Source organism: Streptomyces sp. A1277, assembly GCF_004795015.1.
Lineage (GTDB): Bacteria > Actinomycetota > Actinomycetes > Streptomycetales > Streptomycetaceae > Streptomyces.
Window position 1 is genome coordinate 26,758 of sequence record NZ_SSBI01000047.1, and the last position, 24,370, is coordinate 51,127.

A 24,370-nucleotide genomic window follows, 5' to 3' on the forward strand; every position below is an offset into this window, starting at 1 on the left:
GGAGTTTCCGGGGTGACCGGCGGTGCCCGTCGGACAACTGTCACTGCCGTGGTGTGCAATGGATCGCGTGTCTGCGTTCGACGAACCCCTCAAGAAGCTGCTCGGTGGCGCCACCGCGAAGGTGATGGCCGAGCACCTCGACCTGCACACGGTCGGTGATCTCCTGCATCACTACCCGCGCCGGTACGAGGAGCGCGGCCGCCTCACCGCGCTGACCGACCTCCCGCTCGACGAGCACGTCACGGTCGTCGCCCAGGTCGCCGACGCCCGCGTGCTGACGTTCAACGGGGGACGCGGCAAGCGCCTCGAAGTGACCCTCACCGACGGCCACGGCCGGCTCCAGCTGGTCTTCTTCGGCCACGGCGTCCACAAGCCGCACAAGGACCTGCTGCCGGGCCGGCGCGCCATGTTCGCCGGCAAGGTCTCCGTCTTCAACCGCAAGATGCAGCTCGCCCACCCCACGTACCAGCTGCTCGACGCCGCGGACGACGACGAGGCCGGGGCGAGCGAGGCCGTGGACGCCTTCGCGGGCAAGCTGCTGCCGATCTACCCCGCCTGCAAGCAGCTCGACTCCTGGCGGATCGCCAAGGCGGTCGACGCGGTGCTGCCCAGCGCCCGGGAGGCCGTCGACCCGCTGCCCGAGGCCCTGCGCGAGGGGCGCGGCTTCACCTCGCTGCCCGAGGCCCTGCTGAAGATCCACCGGCCGCAGACCAAGGCCGACGTGGCGGCGGCCCGGGACCGGCTGAAGTGGGACGAGGCGTTCGTCCTCCAGGTCGCCCTGGCCCGCCGCAGGTTCGCCGACACCCAGCTCCCGGCCGTCGCCCGCCGCCCCGCGCCCGGCGGCCTCCTCGACGCCTTCGACGCGAAGCTGCCGTTCACCCTCACCGACGGCCAGCTCAAGGTCTCGAAGGAGATCTTCGACGACCTCGCCACCGAACACCCGATGCACCGCCTCCTCCAGGGCGAGGTCGGCTCCGGCAAGACGCTGGTCGCGCTGCGCGCCATGCTCGCCGTGGTCGACGCGGGCGGGCAGGCCGCCATGCTCGCCCCCACCGAGGTCCTCGCCCAGCAGCACCACCGCTCGGTCACCGAGATGATGGGGGAGCTGGCCGAGGGGGGCATGCTGGGGGGCTCCGACCAGGGCACCAAGGTCGTTGTGCTCACCGGCTCCATGGGCACAGCCGCGCGCCGGCAGGCCCTGCTCGACCTGGTCACCGGTGAGGCCGGCATCGTCATCGGCACGCACGCGCTGATCGAGGACAAGGTCAAGTTCCACGACCTGGGCCTGGTCGTCGTGGACGAGCAGCACCGCTTCGGCGTGGAGCAGCGCGACGCCCTGCGCTCCAAGGGCAAGCAGCCGCCGCACCTGCTCGTCATGACCGCCACCCCCATCCCCCGCACGGTCGCCATGACGGTCTTCGGCGACCTGGAGACCTCCGTCCTCGACCAGCTGCCGGCCGGCCGCTCGCCCATCGCCAGCCATGTCGTCCCCGCCAAGGACAAACCCCACTTCCTCACCCGCGCCTGGGAACGGGTCCGCGAAGAGGTGGAGAACGGCCACCAGGCGTACGTGGTCTGCCCCCGCATCGGCGACGACGAGGACGACGCCGGAAAGAAGAAGGGGAAGAAGAAGACCGCCGAGGAGGAGGCGACGGCGGACAAGCGCCCGCCGCTCGCCGTCCTGGAGATCGCCGACCAGCTCTCCAAGGGCCCCTTGAGCGGCCTGCGCGTCGAGGTGCTGCACGGCAGGATGCAGCCCGACGCCAAGGACGACGTGATGCGCCGCTTCGCCGCCGGCGAGGCCGACGTCCTGGTCGCCACCACCGTCATCGAGGTCGGCGTCAACGTTCCCAACGCCACCGCGATGGTGATCATGGACGCCGACCGCTTCGGCGTCTCCCAGCTGCACCAGCTGCGCGGCCGGGTCGGCCGAGGCTCGGCCCCGGGCCTGTGCCTGCTGGTCACCGAGGCCCACGAGGCGAGCCCCGCCCGCGCCCGCCTCTCCGCCGTCGCCGCCACCCTGGACGGCTTCGAGCTGTCCCGCATCGACCTCGAACAGCGCCGCGAGGGCGACGTACTCGGCCAGGCCCAGTCCGGGGTCCGCTCCTCGCTGCGGGTCCTGAGCGTCATCGACGACGAGGAGGTCATCGCCGCCGCCCGCCAGGAGGCCGTCACCGTCGTCGCCGCCGACCCCGAGCTGGAGCACCTGCCCGAGCTGCGCACCGCCCTGGACGCCCTGCTCGACAAGGAGCGCGAGGAGTACCTGGAGAAGGGATGAGCAGTGCGGGCCCCCGCCCCGCCCGGCCCCGGGGCGCCCCGCCCGCGCCGACGCCATATCGTGGGAGGCACGGCGCCCGCTCCACCCCGCGCGCCGCCCCGACCCGAGGACCAGTCACCCATGACCCGCGTGATCGCCGGCGTGGCCGGCGGACGCCGCCTGGCCGTCCCGCCCGGCACCGGCACCCGTCCCACATCCGACCGGGCGCGCGAGGGCCTGTTCTCCACCTGGCAGGCGCTCCTCGGCACCCTGGACGGGGTCCGGATCGCCGACCTCTACGCAGGCTCCGGAGCCGTCGGCCTCGAAGCGCTCTCCCGGGGCGCCGCCCACGCCCTGCTCGTGGAGGCCGACACCAAGGCCGTCCGCACGGTCCGGGACAACGCCCGCACCCTGGGCCTGCCCGGCGCCGAGGTCCGCAGCGGCAAAGCCGAACAGATCGTGACCGGCCCGGCGCCCGCGGAGCCGTACGACGTGGTCTTCCTGGACCCGCCGTACGCCGTCACCGACGACGATCTTGGCGAGATACTGCTCACACTCCGTGCCCAGGGGTGGCTCACAGCCGACGCGCTCGTCACCGTGGAACGCAGCACCAGAGGCGGAGAATTCAGCTGGCCCAAGGGTTTCGAGCCATTGCGGGCCCGTCGCTACGGCGAGGGAACGCTTTGGTACGGTCGCGCCGCCGCTACGTGCGAAGACGCACGATGACCGGACCGGAGAGCGAGGGAATCAAGTTGCGCCGCGCCGTATGCCCGGGGTCTTTCGACCCCATCACCAACGGACATCTCGACATCATCGGCCGCGCCTCGAAGCTGTACGACGTCGTACATGTCGCGGTGATGATCAACCAGTCCAAGAAGGGCCTGTTCACGGTCGACGAGCGGATAGAGCTCATCCGCCAGGTCACGTCGGACTTCGGCAACGTCCAGGTCGAGTCCTTCCACGGGCTGCTGGTCGACTTCTGCAAGGAACGCGACATCCCGGCGATCGTGAAGGGCCTGCGGGCCGTCAGCGACTTCGACTACGAACTCCAGATGGCCCAGATGAACAACGGGCTCTCCGGCGTCGAAACGCTCTTCGTGCCGACCAACCCCACCTACAGCTTCCTGTCGTCCTCCCTGGTCAAGGAGGTGGCGACCTGGGGCGGCGACGTCTCCCACCTGCTGCCCCCGGTCGTCCACGAGGCCCTGACCGAACGCCTCGCCCAGCGCTGAGGCACTGACGGGGCGTCAGCCGTGCACCCCGCAGGTGTCGGACGGGCGCCGACTGGCCGTACAGTCGTCCCGTCCGTCTCCAATCGGCAGTAGAGAGTGGCGAGCACACGGTGGACGTGCAGAAGAAGCTCGACGAGATCGTCGAGACGGTCGGGAGCGCCCGGTCCATGCCCATGTCGGCGTCCTGCGTGGTCAACCGCGCCGAACTGCTCTCGATGCTCGAAGAGGTGCGCGACGCCCTGCCCGGCTCGCTCGCGCAGGCCGCGGAGGTCATCGGCGGCCACGAGCAGCTGGTCGAGCAGGCCCGCCAGGAGGCCGGCCGGATCATCGAGAACGCCCACGCCGAGCGCGGCAACCTGATCTCCGACACCGAGATCGCCCGGCGCTCCCAGGCCGAGGCCGACCGGATTCTCGCCGAGGCCCGCAAGGAGGCGGACGAGGTCCGCGCCGAGGCCGACGAGTACGTCGACAGCAAGCTCGCCAACTTCGAGGTCGTCCTCACCAAGACCATCGGCTCCGTCGACCGGGGCCGCGAGAAGCTCCTCGGCCGCGGCCAGGGCTTCGACGAGCAGGGCTACGAGGACCCGGACTTCGCCGACGCCCCCGAGCGCAGCGCCGACCCGGCCACGCTCCAGCGCCGCGCCGACGAGTACGTGGACACCAAGCTCGGCGCCTTCGAGGCGGTGCTCGCCAAGACCCTGGAGGCGGTCGGCCGGGGCCGCCAGAAGCTGCACGGCCGGGTCGCCACCGACGAGCTGGGCGCGCACATCGCCGCCCAGGACGCGGCGGGCGGCCAGGGCCACACCAGCGACGAGGACCACTGGGCCGGACTGGCCGAGGTGGCCGCCCCGCAGCCGCTCCACATCCCCCAGCAGGGCGAGCCGCAGTACGCCGCCCAGCCGGAGCCGCAGTACGCGCAGACGTACGGCTACCAGGACCAGCCCCATCAGGACGCCTACCAGGACCAGCAGCAGCCCACGCACTCCCAGCAGGACGCCTACCAGGACCAGCAGCAGCCCACGCACTCCCAGCAGGACGTCTACGGCTACCAGCAGCAGCCCGACCCGTACGCCGCCTACCAGCAGCAGGGCTACGACCAGGCCGGGCCCGCGATGCCGGCGCAGGGCGGCTACGACGCCTGGCAGCAGTCGGCACAGGGACAGCAGCCCCTCCAGCAGCACGGCGAGGGCGCCCTGGACGAGACCAGCCTGTTCGACACCAGCATGATCGACCTGGACCAGCTTCGTCGGTACGAACAGGAACGCTGATCCCCAGGAGGTCACGCAGGTCAGGCCCGGATTGGGAGCTGAGCGGTGTGTCCAGTATCCTGGATCCTCGTCGCGCGTATGTCCGCGATCCCGGCTGCCCGCTTCGACTCCGGACCGGTCAGTCCCTCCCCGCCCCCACCGCGCGTGACGCGTTCGATCCGAAAGCAGGAGAAGCCCTGAACGGCCACCTCGACCACCGAAACCCCCTCGTGTTCGATACGCACGAGCTGGGTCGGCGTCCCGGTGCCATGCAGCGGCTGACCCGCACGGCGGACGCCCCCGCCGACCTCGGTATCGGCGGCGTCATCGGAGTGCCGGAAGGCGCCCCGGTGGAGCTGAACATCCGCCTCGAATCCGTCATGGAAGGTGTGCTCGTCACCGGCACCGCCCGTGCGACGGCCGAGGGGGAGTGCGTAAGGTGTCTGGAGCCGCTGAGCCGCAAGGTCGAGGCGGACTTCCAGGAGATGTTCTCGTACCCTGACGCCGATGACCGGAACCGCGGCAAGACCGCGGACCCGGTCGACGACGCCGAGGACGACGAGGACAGGTATTTCCTCGAGGACGGCTTGTTCGACCTCGAACCGGTGCTGCGTGATGCGGTGGTGCTCGCACTGCCGATGCAGCCGGTGTGCAAGGAGACCTGTGCCGGTCTGTGTTCCGAATGCGGAATCAGGCTGGACGAGAATCCGGGCCACCACCACGATGCCGTCGACGCACGTTGGGCGGCACTGCAAGGACTCGCCGAGACCGTTCAGGACGGCGAGAAGGACAACATGGGCGGCGCCGCACCCGGCGTCGACAAGAAGCAGGAGAAGTAGCCGTGGCTGTTCCGAAGCGGAAGATGTCGCGCAGCAACACGCGCCACCGCCGGTCGCAGTGGAAGGCTGCGGTCCCCACCCTGGTTTCGTGCGAGCGCTGCCAGGAGCCGAAGCTGCAGCACATCGCGTGCCCCAGCTGCGGCACGTACAACAAGCGCCAGGTCCTCGAGGTCTGAGCGGCTGGTGAGAGGCCCGATGTCTGAGTTGTCCCACGCCAAGAAGCAGGCAGACAACGTCAACACAGCCTCGTCCCACACGCTTCTGGAAGGGCGGCTCGGGTATCAGCTCGAGTCCGCCCTTCTGGTGCGTGCGCTGACCCACCGTTCGTACGCGTACGAGAACGGCGGTCTGCCCACCAACGAGCGGCTGGAGTTCCTCGGGGACTCGGTGCTCGGCCTGGTGGTCACGGACACGCTGTACCGCACCCACCCCGACCTGCCCGAAGGCCAGCTGGCCAAGTTGCGGGCCGCGGTGGTCAACTCGCGTGCGCTTGCGGAAGTGGGCCGCGGCCTCGAACTCGGCTCCTTCATCCGGCTCGGCCGCGGTGAAGAGGGCACGGGTGGCCGGGACAAGGCATCCATCCTCGCCGACACCCTGGAAGCGGTGATCGGCGCGGTCTATCTCGATCAGGGCCTCGACGCGGCCTCGGAGCTGGTCCACCGGCTCTTCGACCCGCTGATCGACAGGTCCTCGAACCTCGGCGCCGGCCTGGACTGGAAGACCAGCCTCCAGGAGCTCACCGCGAGCGAGAGCCTCGGAGTCCCCGAGTACCTCGTCACGGAGACCGGCCCGGACCACGAGAAGACCTTTACTGCTGCTGCTCGCGTCGGTGGTGTCTCGTACGGCACCGGCACCGGCCGTAGCAAGAAGGAAGCGGAGCAGCAGGCGGCCGAGTCCGCCTGGCGCGAGATCAGCGCCGCCGCGGAAGCACGGGAGGCCACGGCCAAGGCCGCAGCCGACGGAGGGGCCGCCGACACCCCTGCCGACCCGTCGCCCTCCACGGACGTCGCTCCCGCCTGACCTGCGAGAACCCCCCGGCGCCTGCGCGCACCGGGGGGTTCTCCCTGTCCGCGTACCTTCGTACCCCATTCGCGTTTCACCCTCAGTCCCACCCCAGGAGCGACACCGTGCCCGAACTGCCCGAGGTCGAAGTCGTCCGCCGCGGTCTGGAGCGCTGGGTCGCCGGGCGGACGGCCGCCGAGGTCGAGGTCCTGCACCCGCGCGCGGTCCGCCGGCACCTCGCGGGCGGCGTGGACTTCGCGGCCCGGCTCGCGGGCGCGCGCTTCGGGACGGCGATGCGCCGCGGCAAGTACCTGTGGGTGCCGCTGGACGACGCGGCCGACTCGCTCCTCGGCCACCTCGGCATGAGCGGCCAGCTCCTCGTCCGGCCCGAGGGGGCGCCCGACGAGAAGCACCTGCGGATCAGGATCGGGTTCGCCGACTCGGTCGGCACCGAACTGCGCTTCGTGGACCAGCGCACCTTCGGCGGGCTCTCGCTCCACGAGAACACCACGGACGGCCTGCCCGACATCATCGCGCACATCGCCCGCGACCCCCTGGACCCGGCCTTCGACGACGCCGCCTTCCACACGGCGCTGCGCCTGCGCCGCACCACGGTCAAACGGGCGCTGCTCGACCAGTCGCTGATCAGCGGGGTCGGCAACATCTACGCGGACGAGGCGCTCTGGCGCTCCCGGCTGCACTACGACCGGCCGACCGCGACGCTCACCCGCCCCGCGTCCGCCGAGCTGCTCGGCCACGTCCGCGACGTGATGAACGCGGCCCTGGCCCAGGGCGGCACGAGCTTCGACAGCCTCTACGTGAACGTGAACGGCGAGTCGGGCTACTTCGACCGGTCGCTCGACGCCTACGGCCGCGAGGGCGAGCCCTGCCACCGCTGCGGTACGGCGATGGCGCGGCGCCCCTGGATGAACCGGTCCAGCTACTACTGCCCGCGCTGCCAGCGCCCGCCCCGCACCCGGACTCAGACCTCGCGCGCCGCGTCGTAGCGCTCCCGCGCCGCCAGGACCTCGTCCATGCGGCCCTCCACGAAGTGGATCAGCCCGAGCAGCCGCTCCGCGACCTCGCGCCCGAGGGGGGTCAGCTCGTAGTCGACGCGGGGCGGATTGACGAGCTGCGCCTCGCGGTGCACCAGACCGTCCCGCTCCAGCGCGTGCAGGGTCTGGGACAGCATCTTCTCGCTCACCCCGTCGACCCGGCGTCGCAGCGCGTTGAAGCGCAGGCTCCCCGCGTACAGGGCGCCGAGCGTGAGGCTGCCCCAGCGGCCGGTGGCGTGTTCCAGCAGGCCGCGCGAGGGGCACTGCTTGGAGAACACGTCGAAGGGGGGTACGACGTCCTGCCGCTCCTCGGACGATGCGGTGCTCTGGTCCATGAAAACCAGCGTACGCCCGCACAGCGCTTTCTCCGGGACAGCGGAATCCGGCAGGAAGCGAGTGGGGCGTACGGGGCGGTGGGGACGGAGGTGGCGCGGGTCAGAAGCCGAAGTCCTGGGTCCACCAGGGGCCGCCGGCCCCGAGGTGGACACCGACGCCGAGGGTCTTGTAGTCGCAGTTGAGAATGTTTGCTCGGTGGCCGTCGCTGTTCATCCAGGCGTCCATCACGGCCTGGGCGTCGGCCTGTCCGCGGGCGATGTTCTCGCCGCCGAGCCCCGAGACGCCGGCCGCGGCGGCCCGGTCCCAGGGGGTCTTCCCGTCGGGGTCGGTGTGGTCGAAGAAGCCGCGTGCCGCCATGTCGTCGCTGAAGTTCTGGGCGAGCGAGGCCAGCGACGCGCTCGCCGTGACCGGGCTGCAGCCGACCTTGGCGCGCTCCTGGTTGACCAGGGCGAGCACGGCGGCCTGGGCGGAGGACGCGGTGGCGGCCGGGGTGCCGGCCCTGCTCGGGGCGGCGGGCGCGGAGGACGAGGGCTTAGGGGCGGCGGGCGCCGCCGGGGCCGAGGTCTTGGCGGCCTTGGTGGCGGGGGCCCGGGAGGTGGCAGCGGAGGGCTTGGCCGTCTCCTTCTTCTTGCCGGGTGCCTTCTTGCCGGCCGCGGTCTTCGTCGGCGAGGCCGTCTTCGAGGGCGAAGCGGAAGCGGAGGGCGAGGCCGAGGCGGACGCGGTCGCGGAGGCGGATGCCGACCGGGAGGGCGAGCCGGACTTGGCGGAACGCGTCTTCACGGGCCCGGCCGAGCGGTCGGTGCCCCGGCTCGCCGTAGCCGAAGCGGAGGCTCGGTCGGCGGGCGAGGCGGTGGCGCCGCCCTGGGTGAGCAGGTCGGGGGCGGCCTGGGAGCGCACCTGGTCGGCGGTCGGGCCGCCGCCCACGGTGTAGCTGTCGCCGCCGGGCAGCAGACCCGAGGCCACGGCCACGGCTCCGACGGCCATAGCAGCCGAGACGCCTATCAGTCCCGTGCGCACGGGTATCGCGGAGCGCTTTCTGCGGCCCGCTTCCCGGCGCCGGCCGGAGGCCCCGTCCGCGGGCTCTTCAGCGGCGGGAGCTGCGGCGATGCGTCGATGGCGTCCCATCTGCTGTGCCCTTCTGACGACCTGGACGCCGTTTTCGACGCCCCACGCTCACCCGAACGAGTGAAGCTTTTGCGAGGGGACTGTACGCCATGGCGATTCGTCGAGAAGTGAGCCACGAGCAATTGGCCGGTTAGCGTTCGGGCATGAACGAAGATGTACGACTCACCGCTTGGGTACGCGGCCGAGTACAGCAAGTAGGGTTCCGCTGGTTCACCAGGGCAAACGCTTTGGAGATCGGGGGCCTCACCGGCTTCGTCCTCAATCTGGACGACGGCAGGGTGCAGGTCGTGGCCGAGGGCCGGCGTGAGAATTGCCACCGTCTTCTGGAGTGGCTGCGGTCGGACGACACACCCGGGCGCGTTGACGGCGTCACTGAGATCTGGGACACGCCGCGCGGGGGATACGAGGGGTTCGCGATCCGCTGATCCGGCTGGGAACGGGGCTCTGGAAAGGGCTCGTGTTCGGGCCGTGTTCGACGCGCGGCGCGGGGTGACGGCACGTGCCCCCGTCGCGCGCACACCCGAAATGACCTGCGGAATAACCTGATGGTTGCCAAGATTCGGTTCGCGTGCCAGGCTGCCGCACTAACGATGATCTCCGGACCCCTGAGGGCCCCGCTGGAGAGTCGCGCCGCATGATCGTCTCGCTGCGCGCCCCCGGGACGCCCGCCTCTGAGGGATGTGATCGTGTTGACCGTCAAACTTTTTGGTGAGACTCTGAAATCCCCGCGCACCTTAGCTGTTCGGCAGAGCTGGTAGGCAGCAGGACAGCAGTGACACAGAGCACTGCCGAGCACCGCGGGTGCGATCCCTCACGACCCACACCGCATCGGTCGGTCACTCATTGTGGAGGACCATCCATCATGGCAAAGGCGCTTCTCGGTTACGTCGGCGGTTCCGACCCGCGACTCCTCGCCGAGATGCGACGGCTCCAGCAGCGCGTCCAGGACCTCGAGTCCGAACTCGTACGCATTCAGGACGAGAACGACGCGCTCAACGCCGCCGCTCAGCACCAAGAGTCGCTGCTCGACAGCATCGACATCGACGTACCCCAGGCGGAGCCGGCACTGACCTGACCTGGAGGCCCCCATGGGCCGGTCGGGCCGCGCACGCCAACCGCACGGGCACATCGCCGGATCACCACCGGATCACTGAAGGTCAATAGCAGGCCGGACGGCCGCAGAATCGTGTTGATCTGCTTCTCTTCCGCCTCGTCATTGATCCGGTAACGCGCGTCTTCATGGTCACGCACGATTGTTCATGACGGCGCACGATCGGTTGTTCATGACGGCGCATGATCGACCGCTCATGACGGCGCATGATCGACCGCTCATGACGGCGCGTGATCCACAGAATTACAGGGGACGCTTCGGCGTCCCTTCTTTCTTTCCCCTTCGCCCCGCGCAGCTCCGCCCCGGACGTACACCCCTTCCCTTACCGTCTGATGTGCCCTGCACCTTCATCGGTGAAACCGAGAGCGAAAGGTAGAGTCCGGCGGCGTGCACCTCAAGGCCCTGACCCTGCGCGGTTTCAAATCGTTCGCCTCCGCCACGACTCTGCGTTTCGAACCCGGGATCACCTGCGTGGTCGGCCCCAACGGGTCGGGCAAGTCCAATGTGGTGGACGCGCTCTCCTGGGTCATGGGGGAGCAGGGGGCCAAATCCCTGCGCGGCGGCAAGATGGAGGACGTGATCTTCGCCGGGACCACCGGCCGGCCGCCGCTGGGCCGGGCGGAGGTGTCGCTGACCATCGACAATTCCGATGGCGCGCTGCCCATCGAGTACGCCGAAGTGACGATCACGCGGATCATGTTCCGCAACGGCGGCAGCGAATACCAGATCAACGGCGACACGTGCCGGCTGCTCGACATCCAGGAACTGCTTTCCGACTCCGGCATCGGCCGCGAGATGCACGTCATCGTCGGCCAGGGCCAGCTGGACTCCGTCCTCCATGCCGACCCGATGGGCCGCCGCGCCTTCATCGAGGAGGCGGCCGGCGTCCTCAAGCACCGCAAGCGCAAGGAGAAGGCGCTGCGGAAGCTGGACGCGATGGGCGCGAACCTCGCCAGGGTGCAGGACCTCACCGACGAACTGCGGCGGCAGCTGAAACCGCTCGGCCGGCAGGCGGCGGTGGCCCGCCGGGCCGCCGTCATCCAGGCAGACCTGCGCGACGCCCGGCTGCGCCTCCTCGCCGACGACCTCGTCACGCTGCGCACCGCCCTGCGTGGCGAGATCGCCGACGAGGCCGCGCTCAAGCAGCGCCGGGAGGCCGCCGAGGCGGAGCTCAAGGCCGCACTCGGACGCGAGGCCGCGCTGGAGGACGAGGTGCGGCGGCTGACGCCCCGGCTCCAGCGCGCCCAGCAGACCTGGTACGAGCTGTCCCAGCTGGCCGAACGGGTACGCGGCACGATCTCGCTGGCCGACGCCCGGGTGAAGAGCGCGAGCGCGCCGCCCGAGGAGGAGCGGCGGGGCCGCGACCCCGAGGACATGGAGCGGGAGGCCGCCCGCATCCGCGAGCAGGAGGCCGAACTGACCGCGGCCCTGGAGGCGGCGGAACACGCGCTGGAGGACACCGCGTCCCACCGCGCCGAGCTGGAGCGCGCGTTGGCGGCCGAGGAGCGCGGGCTCAAGGACGCCGCCCGCGCCCTGGCCGACCGCCGCGAAGGGCTCGCCCGGCTGCACGGCCAGGTCAACGCCGCCCGCAGCCGTGCCGGTTCGGCCCAGGCGGAGATCGACCGGCTGGCCGCGTCCCGCGACGAGGCGCGCGAGCGGGCGGTCGCGGCCCAGGAGGAGTACGAGCAGCTGAAGGCCGAGGTCGACGGCCTGGACGCGGGGGACACCGAACTCGGCGAGCGCCACGAGGCCGCCCGGCGCGAGCTTAAGGACGCCGAGTCGGCGCTCTCCGGCGCCCGCGAGGAAGCCACCGCCGCCGAACGCCGGCGCGCCGCCCTCGCGGCCCGGCACGACGCGCTCGCCCTCGGGCTGCGGCGCAAGGACGGTACGGGGGTGCTGCTCGGGGCCCGCGACCGGCTGACCGGGGTGCTCGGACCGGCGGCGGAGCTGCTGACGGTGGCCCCGGGGCACGAAGTCGCGGTGGCGGCGGCGCTGGGCGCGGCGGCGGACGCGGTCGCGGTGACGGACCCGGCCACGGCGGCCGAGGCGATCCGGCTGCTGCGCAAGCAGGACGCGGGGCGCGCGGCCCTGCTCCTGGGCGGCGGGCCGCGGGGCGCGGACGCGGTGGGCCACGTACCCGGGCAGGGCGCGCAGGCGCATCCGCCGCAGGTCGTCCTTCCCGGGCAGAGCACCCAGGCCGCGGACGCCCCGGAGCACACGGGCACCGCCGCCGACCGGCAGCCGGTTCCGGTCGTCGTCGCCGGCCCCGGGGCGCCCGCCGTCGCGGACCTCGTCGGCGGCCCCCTCGAACTGGTGGCCGCCGTCCGCAGGCTGGTGCGGGACATGGTGGTCGTCGCCACACTGGAGGACGCCGAGGATCTGGTGGCGGCCCATCCGGAGCTGACGGCGGTGACGGGCGAGGGGGACCTCCTCTCCGCGCACTTCGCGCACGGCGGCTCCGCGGGCGCGCCGAGCCTGCTCGAAGTGCAGGCGTCCGTGGACGAGGCGGCCGCCGAACTCGCCGAACTCGCCGTGCGCTGCACCGAACTGGCCGAGGCGCAGCGCCTCGCGGCCGAGCGGCGGACCGCGTCGGCGGCGCTGGTCGAGGAGCTGGGGGAGCGCCGGCGGGCCGCGGAGCGGGAGAAGTCCGGGGTGGCCCAGCAGCTCGGCCGGCTGGCCGGGCAGGCGCGGGGCGCCGCCGGTGAGGCCGAGCGCATGGACGCTTCGGCCGCCCGGGCCCAGGAGGCGCTGGAGCGGGCGACCGAGGAGGCCGAGGAGCTGGCCGAACGGCTGCTCGTCGCCGAGGAGGCGGCCGGGGACGGCGCGGACGACGAGCCGGACACCGGTGTGCGCGACCGGCTCGCGGCCGACGGTGCCAACGCCCGCCAGACCGAGATGGAGGCCCGTCTCCAGGTCCGTACGCACGAGGAACGCGTCAAGGCGCTCGCCGGGCGCGCCGACTCGCTGGACCGGGCCGCGCGGGCCGAGCGCGAGGCGCGGGCCCGGGCCGAGCGGCGCCGCGCCCGGCTGCGCCACGAGGCCGAGGTGGCCTCCGCCGTGGCGTCGGGCGCCCGGCAGCTGCTGGCCCACGTCGAGGTGTCCGTCGTACGGGCGGAGCGGGAGCGGGCGGCGGCCGAGGCGTCGAAGGGGGAGCGTGAGCGCGAGCTGGCGGCCGAGCGGCTGCGGGGCCGCGACCTCAAGGCGGAGCTCGACAAGCTGACGGACTCGGTGCACCGGGGCGAGGTGCTGGGTGCCGAGAAGCGGCTGCGGATAGAGCAGCTGGAGACGAAGGCGCTGGAGGAGCTGGGCGTCGAGCCGGCCGGGCTGGCGGCCGAGTACGGACCCGACCAGCCGGTGCCACCGTCGCCGGCAGCCGAGGGCGAGGAGCTGCCCGAGGACCCGGAGCATCCGCGCAACCTGCCGAGGCCGTTCGTCAGGGCCGAGCAGGAGAAGCGGCTCAGGTCTGCCGAACGGGCGTATCAGCAACTCGGGAAGGTGAATCCGCTCGCCCTTGAGGAGTTCTCGGCGCTGGAGGAGCGGCACAAGTTCCTCTCCGAGCAGCTGGAGGACCTGAAGAAGACCCGGGCCGATCTGATGCAGGTCGTCAAAGAGGTGGACGAGCGGGTCGAGCAGGTCTTCACCGAGGCATACCGGGACACCGCCCGCGAGTTCGAGGGCGTCTTCTCGCGCCTGTTCCCGGGCGGTGAGGGGCGGCTGATCCTGACCGATCCGGACAACATGCTCGCCACCGGAGTGGACGTCGAGGCACGGCCGCCGGGCAAGAAGGTCAAGCGGCTCTCCCTGCTGTCAGGCGGCGAAAGGTCCCTGACGGCAGTGGCGTTGCTGGTCTCGATCTTCAAGGCCAGGCCGAGCCCGTTCTATGTGATGGACGAGGTCGAGGCGGCGCTCGACGACACCAACCTCCAGCGGCTGATCCGGATCATGGAGGAGCTCCAGGAGAGCTCGCAGCTCATCGTGATCACGCATCAGAAGCGGACGATGGAGGTCGCCGACGCGCTGTACGGCGTCTCGATGCAGGGCGACGGCGTCTCCAAGGTCATCAGCCAGCGGCTTCGCTGAGCTTTTTCCCATCTTCAGGACTTCAACCTGACCTTTGGGGTACGCGGAGATCGTTCTCGGCTCCTACCCCGGTGTTGACTTCAAAACTTGAAGGCATAGTCTCTGCGGCGTCTGCTTTGCCTTCAAGTGGTAGCCGGTAAAAAGTTGTGTACCACTGGGAGGAGCTCACCCCCCACGCCTGTCGTTGCGGCCAGGCATCAGGAGTTCATGTGACCAGCACATCGCAGGGACCGGAGTCCGGAGCCAGGTCGGCCCACCCGGACCACCTCGGCCACGTCATCTTCATCACCGCCGCGGCCGCTATGGGTGGCTTCCTCTTCGGCTACGACAGCTCCGTCATCAACGGCGCCGTCGAGGCGATCCGCCACCGGTACGACATCGGCTCGGGCACGCTCGCCCAGGTCATCGCCATCGCCCTGATCGGCTGTGCGATCGGCGCCGCCACGGCCGGCCGGATCGCCGACCGCATCGGCCGCATCCGCTGCATGCAGATCTCCGCCACCCTGTTCACCATCAGCGCCGTGGGCTCCGCGCTCCCGTTCGCGCTCTGGGACCTGGCGATCTGGCGCGTCATCGGCGGCTTCGCGATCGGCATGGCCTCGGTGATCGGCCCCGCGTACATCGCCGAGGTCTCACCGCCCGCCTACCGGGGCCGGCTCGGCTCCTTCCAGCAGGCCGCGATCGTCATCGGCATCGCCATCTCCCAGCTGGTCAACTACGGCATCCTGCAGATCGCCGACGGCGACCAGCGCGGCAAGATCGCCGGGCTGGAAGCCTGGCAGTGGATGCTCGGCGTGATGGTCGTGCCCGCGATCCTCTACGGGCTGCTCTCGTTCGCGATCCCCGAGTCGCCGCGCTTCCTGCTCTCCATCGGCAAGCGGGAGCGGGCCCGGAAGATCCTCGAAGAGGTCGAGGGCAAGGGCGTCGACCTCGACGCACGGGTCGAGGAGATCGAGACCGCGATGCGCCGCGAGCACAAGTCCAGCTTCAAGGACCTGCTGGGCAGCCGCTTCGGCTTCCTGCCCATCGTCTGGGTCGGCATCGGCCTCTCGGTGTTCCAGCAGCTCGTCGGCATCAACGTGGCCTTCTACTACTCGGCGACGCTGTGGCAGTCCGTCGGCATCGACCCGACCGACTCGTTCTTCTACTCGTTCACCACCTCGATCATCAACATCATCGGTACCGTCATCGCGATGATCCTGGTGGACCGGGTCGGCCGCCGCCCGCTCGCCCTCGTCGGCTCCTGCGGCATGGCCGTCGCCCTCGCCTTCGAGGCGTGGGCCTTCTCCGCCGACCTGGTCGACGGCAAGCTGCCCACCACCCAGGGCACGGTCGCGCTCATCGCCGCCCACGTCTTCGTGCTCTTCTTCGCCCTGTCGTGGGGTGTCATCGTCTGGGTCTTCCTCGGCGAGATGTTCCCCAACCGCATCCGCGCCGCCGCGCTCGGCGTCGCCGCATCGGCGCAGTGGATCGCCAACTGGGCGATCACCGCGAGCTTCCCGAGCCTCGCCGACTGGAACCTGTCGGGCACGTACATCATCTACGCCTGCTTCGCCACGCTCTCGATCCCCTTCGTCATCAAGTTCGTCAAGGAGACCAAGGGCAAGGCGCTGGAGGAGATGGGCTGACTCCCCGCTGCCCCGCTCCTCGAACCCGTACGGCCCCGGCTCGCACCCGCGACCCGGGGCCGTACGCGTCTCATGTGCCGACCGCCCCGCAGAACAGCCGCAGGCTCCGCCACCCCTCCTCGACCGGCATCCCGCCGCACAGCGGATGCAGCACCAGGCTGTCGAGCTCACCGGCCAGCGCCGCGCACGCCTTCGGGGTGACGACCCGGTAGACGCCCTCGTCCCGCAACTCCGCCACCGTCGTCGCCGCCGAGCGGACGGCCGAACGGATCTCATCGGACTGCCACGAGGCGTACGTACGCGCCTCGTGCAGGAAGTGCTCCCCGTACGCGGCCCAGGTCCGGTCCGGGTCCTCGGAGACATGCAGCAGCGGCGTCTCGGCCGACGGCATCATGCAGAACCCGTCCGTACCGTGCACCGCGCGCTGCTCGTGGTAGTACGCCTCCAGCTCCGGCAGGTGCGCGCTCGGGAACAGCGGCAGCCCGAGCCTCGCCGCCCGCCGCGCCGCCGGCCGCGAACTCCCGCCCACCAGCAGCAGCGGATGCGGGCGGGTGAACGGGCGCGGGGTGACCGTCACCGTACGGCCCCGGAACGCGAACGGCTCCCCGCTCCACGCCCTCAGCAGCGTCTCCAGCAGCTCGTCCTGGAGCCGGCCGCGCTCCGCCCACGCGACGCCCGCCCGCTCGTACTCCTCGCGCCGGTAGCCGATCCCCACCACCGTGGCCAGCCGGCCCGCGCTCAGCAGATCGAGCACCGCGATGTCCTCGGCCAGCCGCAGCGGGTCGTGCAGCGGGCCGATGACCGCCGAGACGGTCACCGCGATCCGCCGCGTCGCGCCGAACACGGCCGCCGCGAGCACGAACGGGGAGGGCAGCCAGGAGTCGGCGACCCCGTGGTGCTCCTCGGTCTGGACGGTGTCCACGCCGTGCGCGTCGGCGTACGCGGCCATCTCCAGCGCCGCACGGTAGCGGGCCGAGAGGGATTCGGGCGTGGCGCCCGGATCGACGAGGTTGAACCGTACGACGGTGAAGGCCATGACGCGGTCCCCTTCGGGCGGCCGGGACGGGGCGGCGACCATAGCTGACGGGGCGTCAGAAGTGTAGGGATGCGGCCCGGCGTCCGGTGCCCGGGCGCGGCAGCGCCGCGTACAGGCCGCCCGAGACGAGGACCGCGACCGCCCAGCCCAGGCCGCTGCGCCCGGGCCAGGTACCGGCGAGCGGGCCGGTGAACCACTCCGCGCCGGTGAAGAGCAGCCCCACCGCGAGACCGGCCGCCCAGGCCGCGACGGCGGGCCACGCGACGCCTCCCGTGTACCAGTAGGCGCTGGTCGCGGTGGTGTCCATGAGCGCCACCGGATCGTAGGCGCGACCGCGCACCATGTCGGTGGCGAAGACCCCGATCCAGGCCGAGAACGTCACCGCCAGCAGATTCAGGAAGGAGACGAACGCGTCGATGAAACTGCTCGCCACCATCATCAGGAGCGACCCCAGCAGCAGGCTGATCGCCGCGTTCACCCCGACGGCCCAGGCGCGCGGGACCGAGAAGCCCAGGGTCTGCGCGGTGAATCCGGCCGAATACATCGACATCGCGTTGATCAGCACCATCCCGGTGACCGTGACGACCAGATACGGAACGGAGAGCCAGGTCGGCAGCAGGACGCCGATGAAGGAGACCGGATCACCCGTGACGGCCAGGCCCGGCGTCGCCACCGCCATCACCGCGCCCATCAGCACCATCGGCGGGAACACCACGGCCGCCCCGCCCACGGTGGCCGCGACCATGGCCCGGCCCGAGGTCGAACGCGGCAGATAGCGGCTGAAGTCCGGGCCGGACGGCGCCCAGCTGATCCCGCCGGCCGTCAGCGTGCCGATGCCCGCGAGCACCATCGACACCGGACCGGGCGGCCGCTCCAGGACCTCCCGCCACGGCGAGGTGACGGCCAGACGCACCAGCACCAGGACGCTGAAGGCGCCGAAGAGGTACGCCGACCAGGTGCAGCACACCCGCAGCGCCCGCAGCCCCAGGCCCGACAGCAGGAAGCTGCCCGCGACGAACGCCACCAGCGTCCCCGTGACCAGGGCGGTCGTGCTCCGTACGCCGAACAGCACATCGCCCACGGTCAGCAGGGCGTACGCCCCGGTGACCGCGTTCATCGTCTCCCAGCCCCACCGGGCGACCCAGATCAGCGCCCCCGGCGCCAGATTGCCCCGCTGGCCGAAAACGGCCCGGGACAGCGCCATGCCGGGGGCGCCGCCGCGCTTCCCCGCCACCGAGATGAAGCCCACCAGGCCGAACGAGAGCAGCGGCGCGGTGACCGCCACGACCAGCACCTGCCCAAAGCTCAGCCGGTTGAGCACCATGAGCCCCGCGCCGACGGTGAGCAGCAGCACCGTCATGTTCGCCGCGGCCCAGGTGGGGAAGAGGGCGCGGACCCGGCCGGTCCGCTCCTCGTCGGGCACGGGGTCCAGGCCACGGGTCTCCACGGCCAGGATCGTACCTTTCCGGCATACAGCGCATAACGAACAGGCGGACACGCACGCCCCCGGAGCTGTGCCTCACCCCGCCCTTCCCCGATTGCCGGGCCGGGTGACTGATACTGGGTGGGTTATGGAATTCGTCATCCTTGCTGTAGTCATCGCCCTGGTCGCGGTCGGCGTGATCAGCGGGCTCGTGGTCAGCAGCCGCAAGAAGAAGCAGCTGCCCCCGGCGCCGTCGAGCACGCCGACCATCACTCCTCCCGCCGAGCCCCATGTCGGCGAGGAGGCCGAAACGCCGCGCGAGGAATCGCGCCGCACCATCGAGGAGGTCGGAGCCCCGCCCGCCGAGGCCGCCCCCGAGACCGTCGAACCGGAGGCGCCCGCCGCCCCCGCGCTCGACGTCCCCGAGCCCACCGCCGGACGGCTCGTCCGGCTGCGGGCCCGCCTCGCCCGCTCGCAGAACACCCTCGGCAAGGGGCTGCTCGCCCTGCTGTCCCGGGACAACCTGGACGAGGACACCTGGGAGGAGATCGAGGACACCCTCCTCACCGCCGACGTCGGCGTCGCCCCCACCCAGGAACTGGTGGAACGGCTCCGCGAGCGCGTCCGCGTGCTGGGCACCCGTACCCCCGAGGAGCTGCGCGCCCTGCTGCGCGAGGAACTGCTCACCCTGCTCGGCACCGACTTCGACCGCGCCGTCAAGACGGAGGGCGGCCTGGAGACCCCCGGTGTCGTGATGGTCGTCGGGGTCAACGGCACCGGCAAGACCACCACCACCGGCAAGCTGGCCCGGGTGCTCGTCGCCGACGGCCGCAGCGTCGTGCTCGGCGCGGCCGACACCTTCCGCGCCGCCGCCGCCGACCAGCTCCAGACCTGGGGCGAGCGCGTCGGAGCCCGTACCGTGCGCGGACCCGAGGGCGGCGACCCGGCGTCCATCGCCTTCGACGCCGTCAAGGAGGGCATCGCCGAGGGCGCCGACGTGGTGCTCATCGACACCGCGGGCCGGCTGCACACCAAGACCGGCCTGATGGACGAGCTGGGCAAGGTCAAGCGGGTCGTGGAGAAGCACGGCCCGCTGGACGAGGTCCTGCTCGTCCTCGACGCCACCACCGGGCAGAACGGCCTGGTGCAGGCGCGGGTCTTCGCCGAGGTCGTCGCCATCACCGGCATCGTCCTCACCAAGCTCGACGGCACCGCCAAGGGTGGCATCGTCATCGCCGTCCAGCGCGAGCTGGGCGTACCGGTCAAGCTCGTCGGACTCGGCGAGGGGCCGGACGACCTGGCCCCGTTCGAGCCCGAGGCGTTCGTGGACGCCCTGATCGGGGACTGACCCGAAGGACACCACGCACGAAGCCCGGTCGCACACGCGGTGCGGCCGGGCTTCGTGCTGCCGGGCGGGCTCGCGCGGCTCAGGCGCAGGGGGCCGCCCAGCGGTGGCAGAGGTACGCCAGCGTGCCGAGCAGCAGCCGGGCCTCGGGAGGCTCCGCGCTCTCCGGGCCGGGCGGCCGCAGCCAGCGCACCGGCCCGAGCCCGCCCCGGTCGGACGGCGGCGCGGTGATGTGGCAGCCGGGGCCGAGCGCCCGCAGGTCCAGCCCCGCGTCGTCCCAGCCCATCCGGTACAGCAGCCCGGGGAGCTCGTCGGCGGCGCCGGGCGCGACGAAGAACTGCGCCCGGCCCTGCGGGGTCACCGCGACCGGGCCCAGCGGCAGCCCCATCCGCTCCATCCGCACCAGGGCCCGGCGCCCGGCCGTCTCCGCCACGTCCAGCACGTCGAAGCTGCGGCCCACCGGGAGCAGCATCGAGGCGCCCGGCACCTCGGCCCAGGCGCGCGCCGCCACGTCGAGCGTCGCCCCGGCGGGCACCTCGGGCGCGAAGTCCAGCGGGTGCGCGCCGGGGGCGGGGCAGCCGGTGTCCCCGCAGGAGCAGGCGCCGTCCGCGGCGCGCGCGCCCGGCACGACGGCCCAGCCCCACAGACCCGTGTACTCCGCCACCGCGGTGCCGTCGATGGCACGGCCGCGGCGCCGTGCGCCGGTTCGCATCTCGCGGATGCCGCCGATCGTGAAGCCCATGCCCCCTCCAACGGGTCGGACTCGCCGGTGGTTACGAACGGGAGCGCACAACCGTCCGCGCGCCCCCGGACGCATCCCTGCGCCTCCTGCTGATCGCCCTGTCAAGTGAATCGCGCCCCGCGCGGGTGGCGTTCAGTCGAAGGGGTGGCGAATGGTGGCGATTGCGCAAAGGCGCTCGCCGGGCCGGTGACCGTAGGATTACCGTCGGTACACGAACCATGGAAGTATGTGCGCCCACGGGTATGCCGGAGGCAACCCGACTTTCTGTTCGATCGGGCGCAACGCCCGTACGGGCGACACGAGTTCGCGGCATTCTGATAATGCTTCGCGCGACAGTATTCGGCGGGATGGGGGCTTATCCGTGAGTGGCAGCGGCGCAGGCGAGACGAATGCCGGTAAGCGCCCGAACGGGCAGTTGGGGTCCTGGTTCGTGCGCAGCGGCTGGTCGAAGGGCGAGCTGGCGCGGCAGGTGAACCGCAGGGCACGCCAGATGGGCGCCCACCACATCAGCACCGACACCTCCCGGGTGCGGCGCTGGCTCGACGGCGAGCAGCCGCGCGAGCCGATCCCGCGCATCCTGTCCGAGCTGTTCTCGGAGCGCTTCGGCAGCGTCGTCGCCGTCGAGGACCTGGGACTGCGCACCCCGCACCAGGCACCCTCCGTAGCCGGGGTGGACCTGCCGTGGGCGGGCCCGCAGACCGTCGCCCTGCTCAGCGAGTTCTCGCGCAGCGACCTGATGCTCGCCCGCCGGGGCTTCCTCGGCAGCTCCCTCGCCCTCGCCGCGGGACCCGGGCTCATCGAGCCCATGCAGCGCTGGCTTGTGCCGGTCGCGCCCTCCGGCCCGGCCGAGCCGGAGCCCGCCGGGGCCTCCCGCCGCCCCTCCCGGCTCTCCGGCCCCGAGCTGGACCTGCTGGAGTCGACCACCGCGATGTTCCGCCAGTGGGACGCGCAGTGCGGCGGCGGACTGCGCCGCAAGGCCGTCGTCGGCCAGCTCCACGAGGTCACCGACCTGCTCCAGGAGCCGCAGCCGGCCGCCACCTCCAAACGCCTGTTCCGATGCGCGGCCGAACTGGCCGAGCTGGCGGGCTGGATGAGCTACGACGTCGGCCTCCAGCCCACCGCCCAGAAGTACTTCGTACTCGCCCTGCACGCCTCCAAGGAGGCCGGCGACAAGCCGCTCGGCTCGTACGTCCTGTCCAGCATGAGCCGGCAGATGATCCACCTCGGCCGCCCGGACGACGCCCTGGAGCTGATCCACCTCGCCCAGTACGGCAGCCGGGACTGCGCGACCCCGCGCACCCAGGCCATGCTGTACGCGATGGAGGCCCGGGCCTACGCCAACATGGGCCGGCCCAGCAAGTGCAAGCGGGCGGTCCGGATGGCCGAGGACACCTTCCTGGACGCCGGTATCGACGGCGAGCCCGAACCCGACTGGATCCGCTTCTTCTCCGAGGCCGAGCTCAACGGCGAGAACTCGCACTCCTTCCGCGACCTCGCCTACGTGGCCGGGCGCAGCCCCACGTACGCCTCGCTCGCCGAGCCCGTCATGCGGAAGGCGGTCCAGCTCTTCGGCGAGGACGACGAGCACCAGCGCTCTTACGCGCTCAATCTGATCGGCCTCGCCACCGTCCACCTCCTCAAGGGCGAGCCCGAGGAGTCCACCGTGCCGGCCGAGCAGGCGCTGCGCGTCGCCAAGAAGGTCCGCTCCGAGCGCGTCAACACCCGGCTCCGCAAGACCGTCGACACCGCCGCCAGGGACTTCGGGGACGTACCCGAGGTCGCCCGGCTCACCGAACTCCTCATCGAACAGCTGCCCGAAACCGTGGAAGCCGTCTAGCGCGACCACGGAAAACCCCTCAAGCCCCGGCCACGACGATCACCCCGCACAGACCGACTTCGGCTCCCCCCATTGCCAGGTCAACGGGTGATCGCCGTGGCCGGTTCGTGTGGTCGTTCCCCTGCCGGAGCGTCGTATCCGCACCGTATGCGGCCCGAGCCGCAGAGTGGGCGCGAGCGCGGGCACGGCACGGGTGGTTCATGGGGACGTAACACGGCGGCCCTCTTGGTCACTGCGGCGAAACACCGCGGCGCGACGGGCGAAACCGCGCTGCGCGAATCTCGGGCGCATAACCGGCCCGCACGCCTTCCCCAGTGGTCCCGCACGTGGTTGTGCCCCCATCGCCCGCACGCGGCCGCACCGACGACGAGGAGACGCCGATGCCCCCAGGCACCACGACGCTTGCCGCAGACGCCCCGGCGCTGTCTGCCGCCAACACCGGCTTCATGCTCATCTGCTCGGCCCTGGTGATGCTCATGACCCCGGCCCTCGCCTTCTTCTACGGAGGCATGGTCCGCGTCAAGAGCACCCTCAACATGCTGATGATGAGCTTCATCAGCCTCGGGATCGTCACGATCCTGTGGGTGCTCTACGGATTCAGCCTCGCCTTCGGCACCGACGCCGGCTCGGTCATCGGCCGGAGCCAGGACTTCCTCGGCCTCAGCGGGATCGGCGTCAACGAACTCTGGGACGGCACCACCATCCCGGTCTACGTCTTCGCGGTGTTCCAGCTGATGTTCGCCGTCCTCACACCCGCCCTGATCAGCGGCGCCCTCGCCGACCGGGTGAAGTTCACCTCCTGGGCCCTGTTCATCACCCTCTGGGCCACCGTCGTCTACTTCCCGGTCGCGCACTGGGTCTGGGGCGCGGGCGGCTGGCTGTACGAGCTCGGCGTCATCGACTTCGCGGGCGGTACGGCCGTCCACATCAACGCCGGCGCCGCGGCCCTCGGCGTGATCCTGGTGATCGGCAAGCGCGTCGGCTTCGAGAAGGACCCGATGCGGCCGCACAGCCTGCCGCTCGTCATGCTCGGCGCCGCCCTCCTGTGGTTCGGCTGGTTCGGCTTCAACGCCGGCTCCTGGCTCGGCAACGACGACGGCGTCGGCGCGGTCATGTTCGTCAACACCCAGGTCGCCACCGGCGCCGCGATGCTCGCCTGGCTCGGCTACGAGAAGCTGCGCCACGGCTCCTTCACCACCCTCGGCGCCGCCTCCGGCGCGGTCGCAGGACTCGTCGCGATCACCCCGGCGGGCGGTGCGGTCAGCCCGCTCGGCGCCATCGCGGTCGGCGCCATCGCCGGTGTGCTGTGCGCCATGGCCGTCGGCCTCAAGTACAAGCTCGGCTACGACGACTCCCTGGACGTCGTCGGCGTCCACCTCGTCGGCGGCGTCATCGGCTCCCTCCTCGTCGGCTTCTTCGCCACCGGCGGGGTCCAGTCCGACGCCAAGGGCCTCTTCTACGGGGGCGGGCTCGGCCAGCTCGGCAAGCAGGCCGTCGGGGTCCTCGCCGTCCTCGCGTACTCTCTGCTCCTCTCCGCGGCCCTCGCCTTCCTGATCGACAAGACCCTCGGGATGCGCGTGGACGAGGACGACGAGGTCTCCGGCATCGACCAGGTCGAACACGCCGAGACCGCGTACGAGTTCAGCGGCGCCGGCGGCGGCGCGGCCCCGCGCACCACCGCATCCGCCGCCCCCGGCACGCCGGCCGCCCCGACGAACAAGAAGGTGGACGCATGAAGCTCATCACCGCAGTCGTGAAGCCCCACCGCCTCGACGAGATCAAGGAAGCCCTCCAGGCATTCGGCGTCCAGGGCCTCACCGTCACCGAGGCCAGCGGCTACGGGCGCCAGCGCGGCCACACCGAGGTCTACCGGGGCGCCGAGTACACCGTCGACCTCGTCCCCAAGATCCGCATCGAGGTCCTGGTCGAGGACGAGGACGCCGAACAGCTCATCGAGGTCGTCGTCAAGGCCGCCCGCACCGGCAAGATCGGTGACGGCAAGGTCTGGAGCGTCCCGGTCGAGACCGCGGTCAGGGTCCGCACGGGCGAACGCGGCCCGGACGCGCTCTGACCGC

21 protein-coding genes are annotated in these 24,370 nt (G+C 71.5%); 16 read left to right on the plus strand and 5 right to left on the minus strand.

Annotated features, from left to right (window positions below; genetic code table 11):
- The first annotated feature begins 58 nt into the window (after positions 1-58).
- The 8 genes from recG (at position 59) to mutM (ending at position 7,584) form a co-directional block, all read left to right on the plus strand.
- The gene (gene recG / locus E6R18_RS26840) at positions 59-2,278 is read left to right on the plus strand and encodes an ATP-dependent DNA helicase RecG (RefSeq protein WP_206308435.1); all 2,220 of its coding nucleotides are present in this window, start codon (positions 59-61) and stop codon (positions 2,276-2,278) included.
- A gap of 120 nt (positions 2,279-2,398) precedes the next feature.
- The gene (gene rsmD / locus E6R18_RS26845; protein WP_136319473.1) at positions 2,399-2,983 is read left to right on the plus strand and encodes a 16S rRNA (guanine(966)-N(2))-methyltransferase RsmD; all 585 of its coding nucleotides are present in this window, start codon (positions 2,399-2,401) and stop codon (positions 2,981-2,983) included.
- Between the two features lie 26 nt (positions 2,984-3,009).
- The gene (coaD, locus tag E6R18_RS26850) at positions 3,010-3,489 is read left to right on the plus strand and encodes a pantetheine-phosphate adenylyltransferase (protein ID WP_206308436.1); all 480 of its coding nucleotides are present in this window, start codon (positions 3,010-3,012) and stop codon (positions 3,487-3,489) included.
- Positions 3,490-3,599: 110 nt separating this feature from the next.
- The gene (locus E6R18_RS26855) at positions 3,600-4,757 is read left to right on the plus strand and encodes a cell division initiation protein (RefSeq protein ID WP_136319475.1); all 1,158 of its coding nucleotides are present in this window, start codon (positions 3,600-3,602) and stop codon (positions 4,755-4,757) included.
- A 209-nt stretch (positions 4,758-4,966) separates the two neighbouring features.
- On the plus strand, positions 4,967-5,575 hold the full coding sequence (locus E6R18_RS26860) for a DUF177 domain-containing protein (protein ID WP_136319476.1): 609 nt from the start codon (positions 4,967-4,969) through the stop codon (positions 5,573-5,575).
- 2 nt (positions 5,576-5,577) lie between these two features.
- Positions 5,578-5,751, plus strand: coding sequence for a 50S ribosomal protein L32 (gene rpmF / locus E6R18_RS26865; RefSeq protein WP_003965982.1), 174 nt, complete (start codon positions 5,578-5,580; stop codon positions 5,749-5,751).
- 19 nt (positions 5,752-5,770) lie between these two features.
- Positions 5,771-6,595: a ribonuclease III gene (gene rnc / locus E6R18_RS26870; protein WP_136319477.1), complete on the plus strand. Its 825-nt coding sequence runs from the start codon at positions 5,771-5,773 to the stop codon at positions 6,593-6,595.
- A gap of 107 nt (positions 6,596-6,702) precedes the next feature.
- Positions 6,703-7,584, plus strand: coding sequence for a bifunctional DNA-formamidopyrimidine glycosylase/DNA-(apurinic or apyrimidinic site) lyase (mutM, locus tag E6R18_RS26875; protein WP_136319478.1), 882 nt, complete (start codon positions 6,703-6,705; stop codon positions 7,582-7,584).
- Here the strand turns inward: mutM and E6R18_RS26880 are convergent.
- Both E6R18_RS26880 and E6R18_RS26885 read right to left on the minus strand, forming a co-directional pair.
- Positions 7,560-7,967, minus strand: coding sequence for a helix-turn-helix domain-containing protein (locus tag E6R18_RS26880; RefSeq protein WP_136319479.1), 408 nt, complete (start codon positions 7,965-7,967; stop codon positions 7,560-7,562). The two genes, mutM and E6R18_RS26880, sit on opposite strands and share 25 nt — an antisense overlap.
- A gap of 100 nt (positions 7,968-8,067) precedes the next feature.
- Complete coding sequence (locus E6R18_RS26885; RefSeq protein WP_136319480.1) at positions 8,068-9,093, minus strand: CAP domain-containing protein; 1,026 nt, start codon at positions 9,091-9,093, stop codon at positions 8,068-8,070.
- Between the two features lie 143 nt (positions 9,094-9,236).
- Here E6R18_RS26885 and E6R18_RS26890 point away from each other — a divergent pair, with 143 nt between their 5' ends.
- From E6R18_RS26890 to E6R18_RS26910, 4 genes are all read left to right on the plus strand, one after another.
- Positions 9,237-9,518, plus strand: coding sequence for an acylphosphatase (locus tag E6R18_RS26890; protein ID WP_136319481.1), 282 nt, complete (start codon positions 9,237-9,239; stop codon positions 9,516-9,518).
- A 437-nt stretch (positions 9,519-9,955) separates the two neighbouring features.
- Entirely contained in the window at positions 9,956-10,168 is a 213-nt protein-coding gene (locus E6R18_RS26900) for a hypothetical protein (RefSeq protein WP_018551753.1), read from the plus strand.
- A gap of 423 nt (positions 10,169-10,591) precedes the next feature.
- The gene (locus E6R18_RS26905; protein ID WP_136319482.1) at positions 10,592-14,284 is read left to right on the plus strand and encodes an AAA family ATPase; all 3,693 of its coding nucleotides are present in this window, start codon (positions 10,592-10,594) and stop codon (positions 14,282-14,284) included.
- A gap of 209 nt (positions 14,285-14,493) precedes the next feature.
- Positions 14,494-15,912: a sugar porter family MFS transporter gene (locus E6R18_RS26910; RefSeq protein WP_136319483.1), complete on the plus strand. Its 1,419-nt coding sequence runs from the start codon at positions 14,494-14,496 to the stop codon at positions 15,910-15,912.
- A 70-nt stretch (positions 15,913-15,982) separates the two neighbouring features.
- On the opposite strand, the gene E6R18_RS26915 is transcribed toward E6R18_RS26910, so the two are convergent.
- Both E6R18_RS26915 and E6R18_RS26920 read right to left on the minus strand, forming a co-directional pair.
- On the minus strand, positions 15,983-16,948 hold the full coding sequence (locus E6R18_RS26915) for an LLM class flavin-dependent oxidoreductase (protein ID WP_136319484.1): 966 nt from the start codon (positions 16,946-16,948) through the stop codon (positions 15,983-15,985).
- A gap of 55 nt (positions 16,949-17,003) precedes the next feature.
- Complete coding sequence (locus E6R18_RS26920) at positions 17,004-18,395, minus strand: cytosine permease (RefSeq protein WP_136319485.1); 1,392 nt, start codon at positions 18,393-18,395, stop codon at positions 17,004-17,006.
- Positions 18,396-18,519: 124 nt separating this feature from the next.
- On the opposite strand from E6R18_RS26920, the gene ftsY reads away from it, so the two are divergent.
- Complete coding sequence (ftsY, locus tag E6R18_RS26925) at positions 18,520-19,719, plus strand: signal recognition particle-docking protein FtsY (protein ID WP_136319486.1); 1,200 nt, start codon at positions 18,520-18,522, stop codon at positions 19,717-19,719.
- A 79-nt stretch (positions 19,720-19,798) separates the two neighbouring features.
- Here the strand turns inward: ftsY and E6R18_RS26930 are convergent, their stop codons facing one another.
- Positions 19,799-20,458, minus strand: coding sequence for a bifunctional DNA primase/polymerase (locus tag E6R18_RS26930; protein WP_136319487.1), 660 nt, complete (start codon positions 20,456-20,458; stop codon positions 19,799-19,801).
- Positions 20,459-20,819: 361 nt separating this feature from the next.
- Here E6R18_RS26930 and E6R18_RS26935 point away from each other — a divergent pair, with 361 nt between their 5' ends.
- The 3 genes from E6R18_RS26935 (at position 20,820) to E6R18_RS26945 (ending at position 24,366) form a co-directional block, all read left to right on the plus strand.
- Positions 20,820-22,295 carry a hypothetical protein gene (locus tag E6R18_RS26935; RefSeq protein WP_136319488.1) on the plus strand — a complete coding sequence of 492 codons (1,476 nt, stop codon included), beginning with the start codon at positions 20,820-20,822 and terminating at the stop codon, positions 22,293-22,295.
- A gap of 380 nt (positions 22,296-22,675) precedes the next feature.
- Positions 22,676-24,031 carry an ammonium transporter gene (locus tag E6R18_RS26940; protein ID WP_136319489.1) on the plus strand — a complete coding sequence of 452 codons (1,356 nt, stop codon included), beginning with the start codon at positions 22,676-22,678 and terminating at the stop codon, positions 24,029-24,031.
- Positions 24,028-24,366, plus strand: coding sequence for a P-II family nitrogen regulator (locus tag E6R18_RS26945; protein WP_003965965.1), 339 nt, complete (start codon positions 24,028-24,030; stop codon positions 24,364-24,366). The genes E6R18_RS26940 and E6R18_RS26945 overlap by 4 nt, the downstream gene beginning before the upstream one ends.
- Positions 24,367-24,370 lie beyond the last annotated feature (4 nt).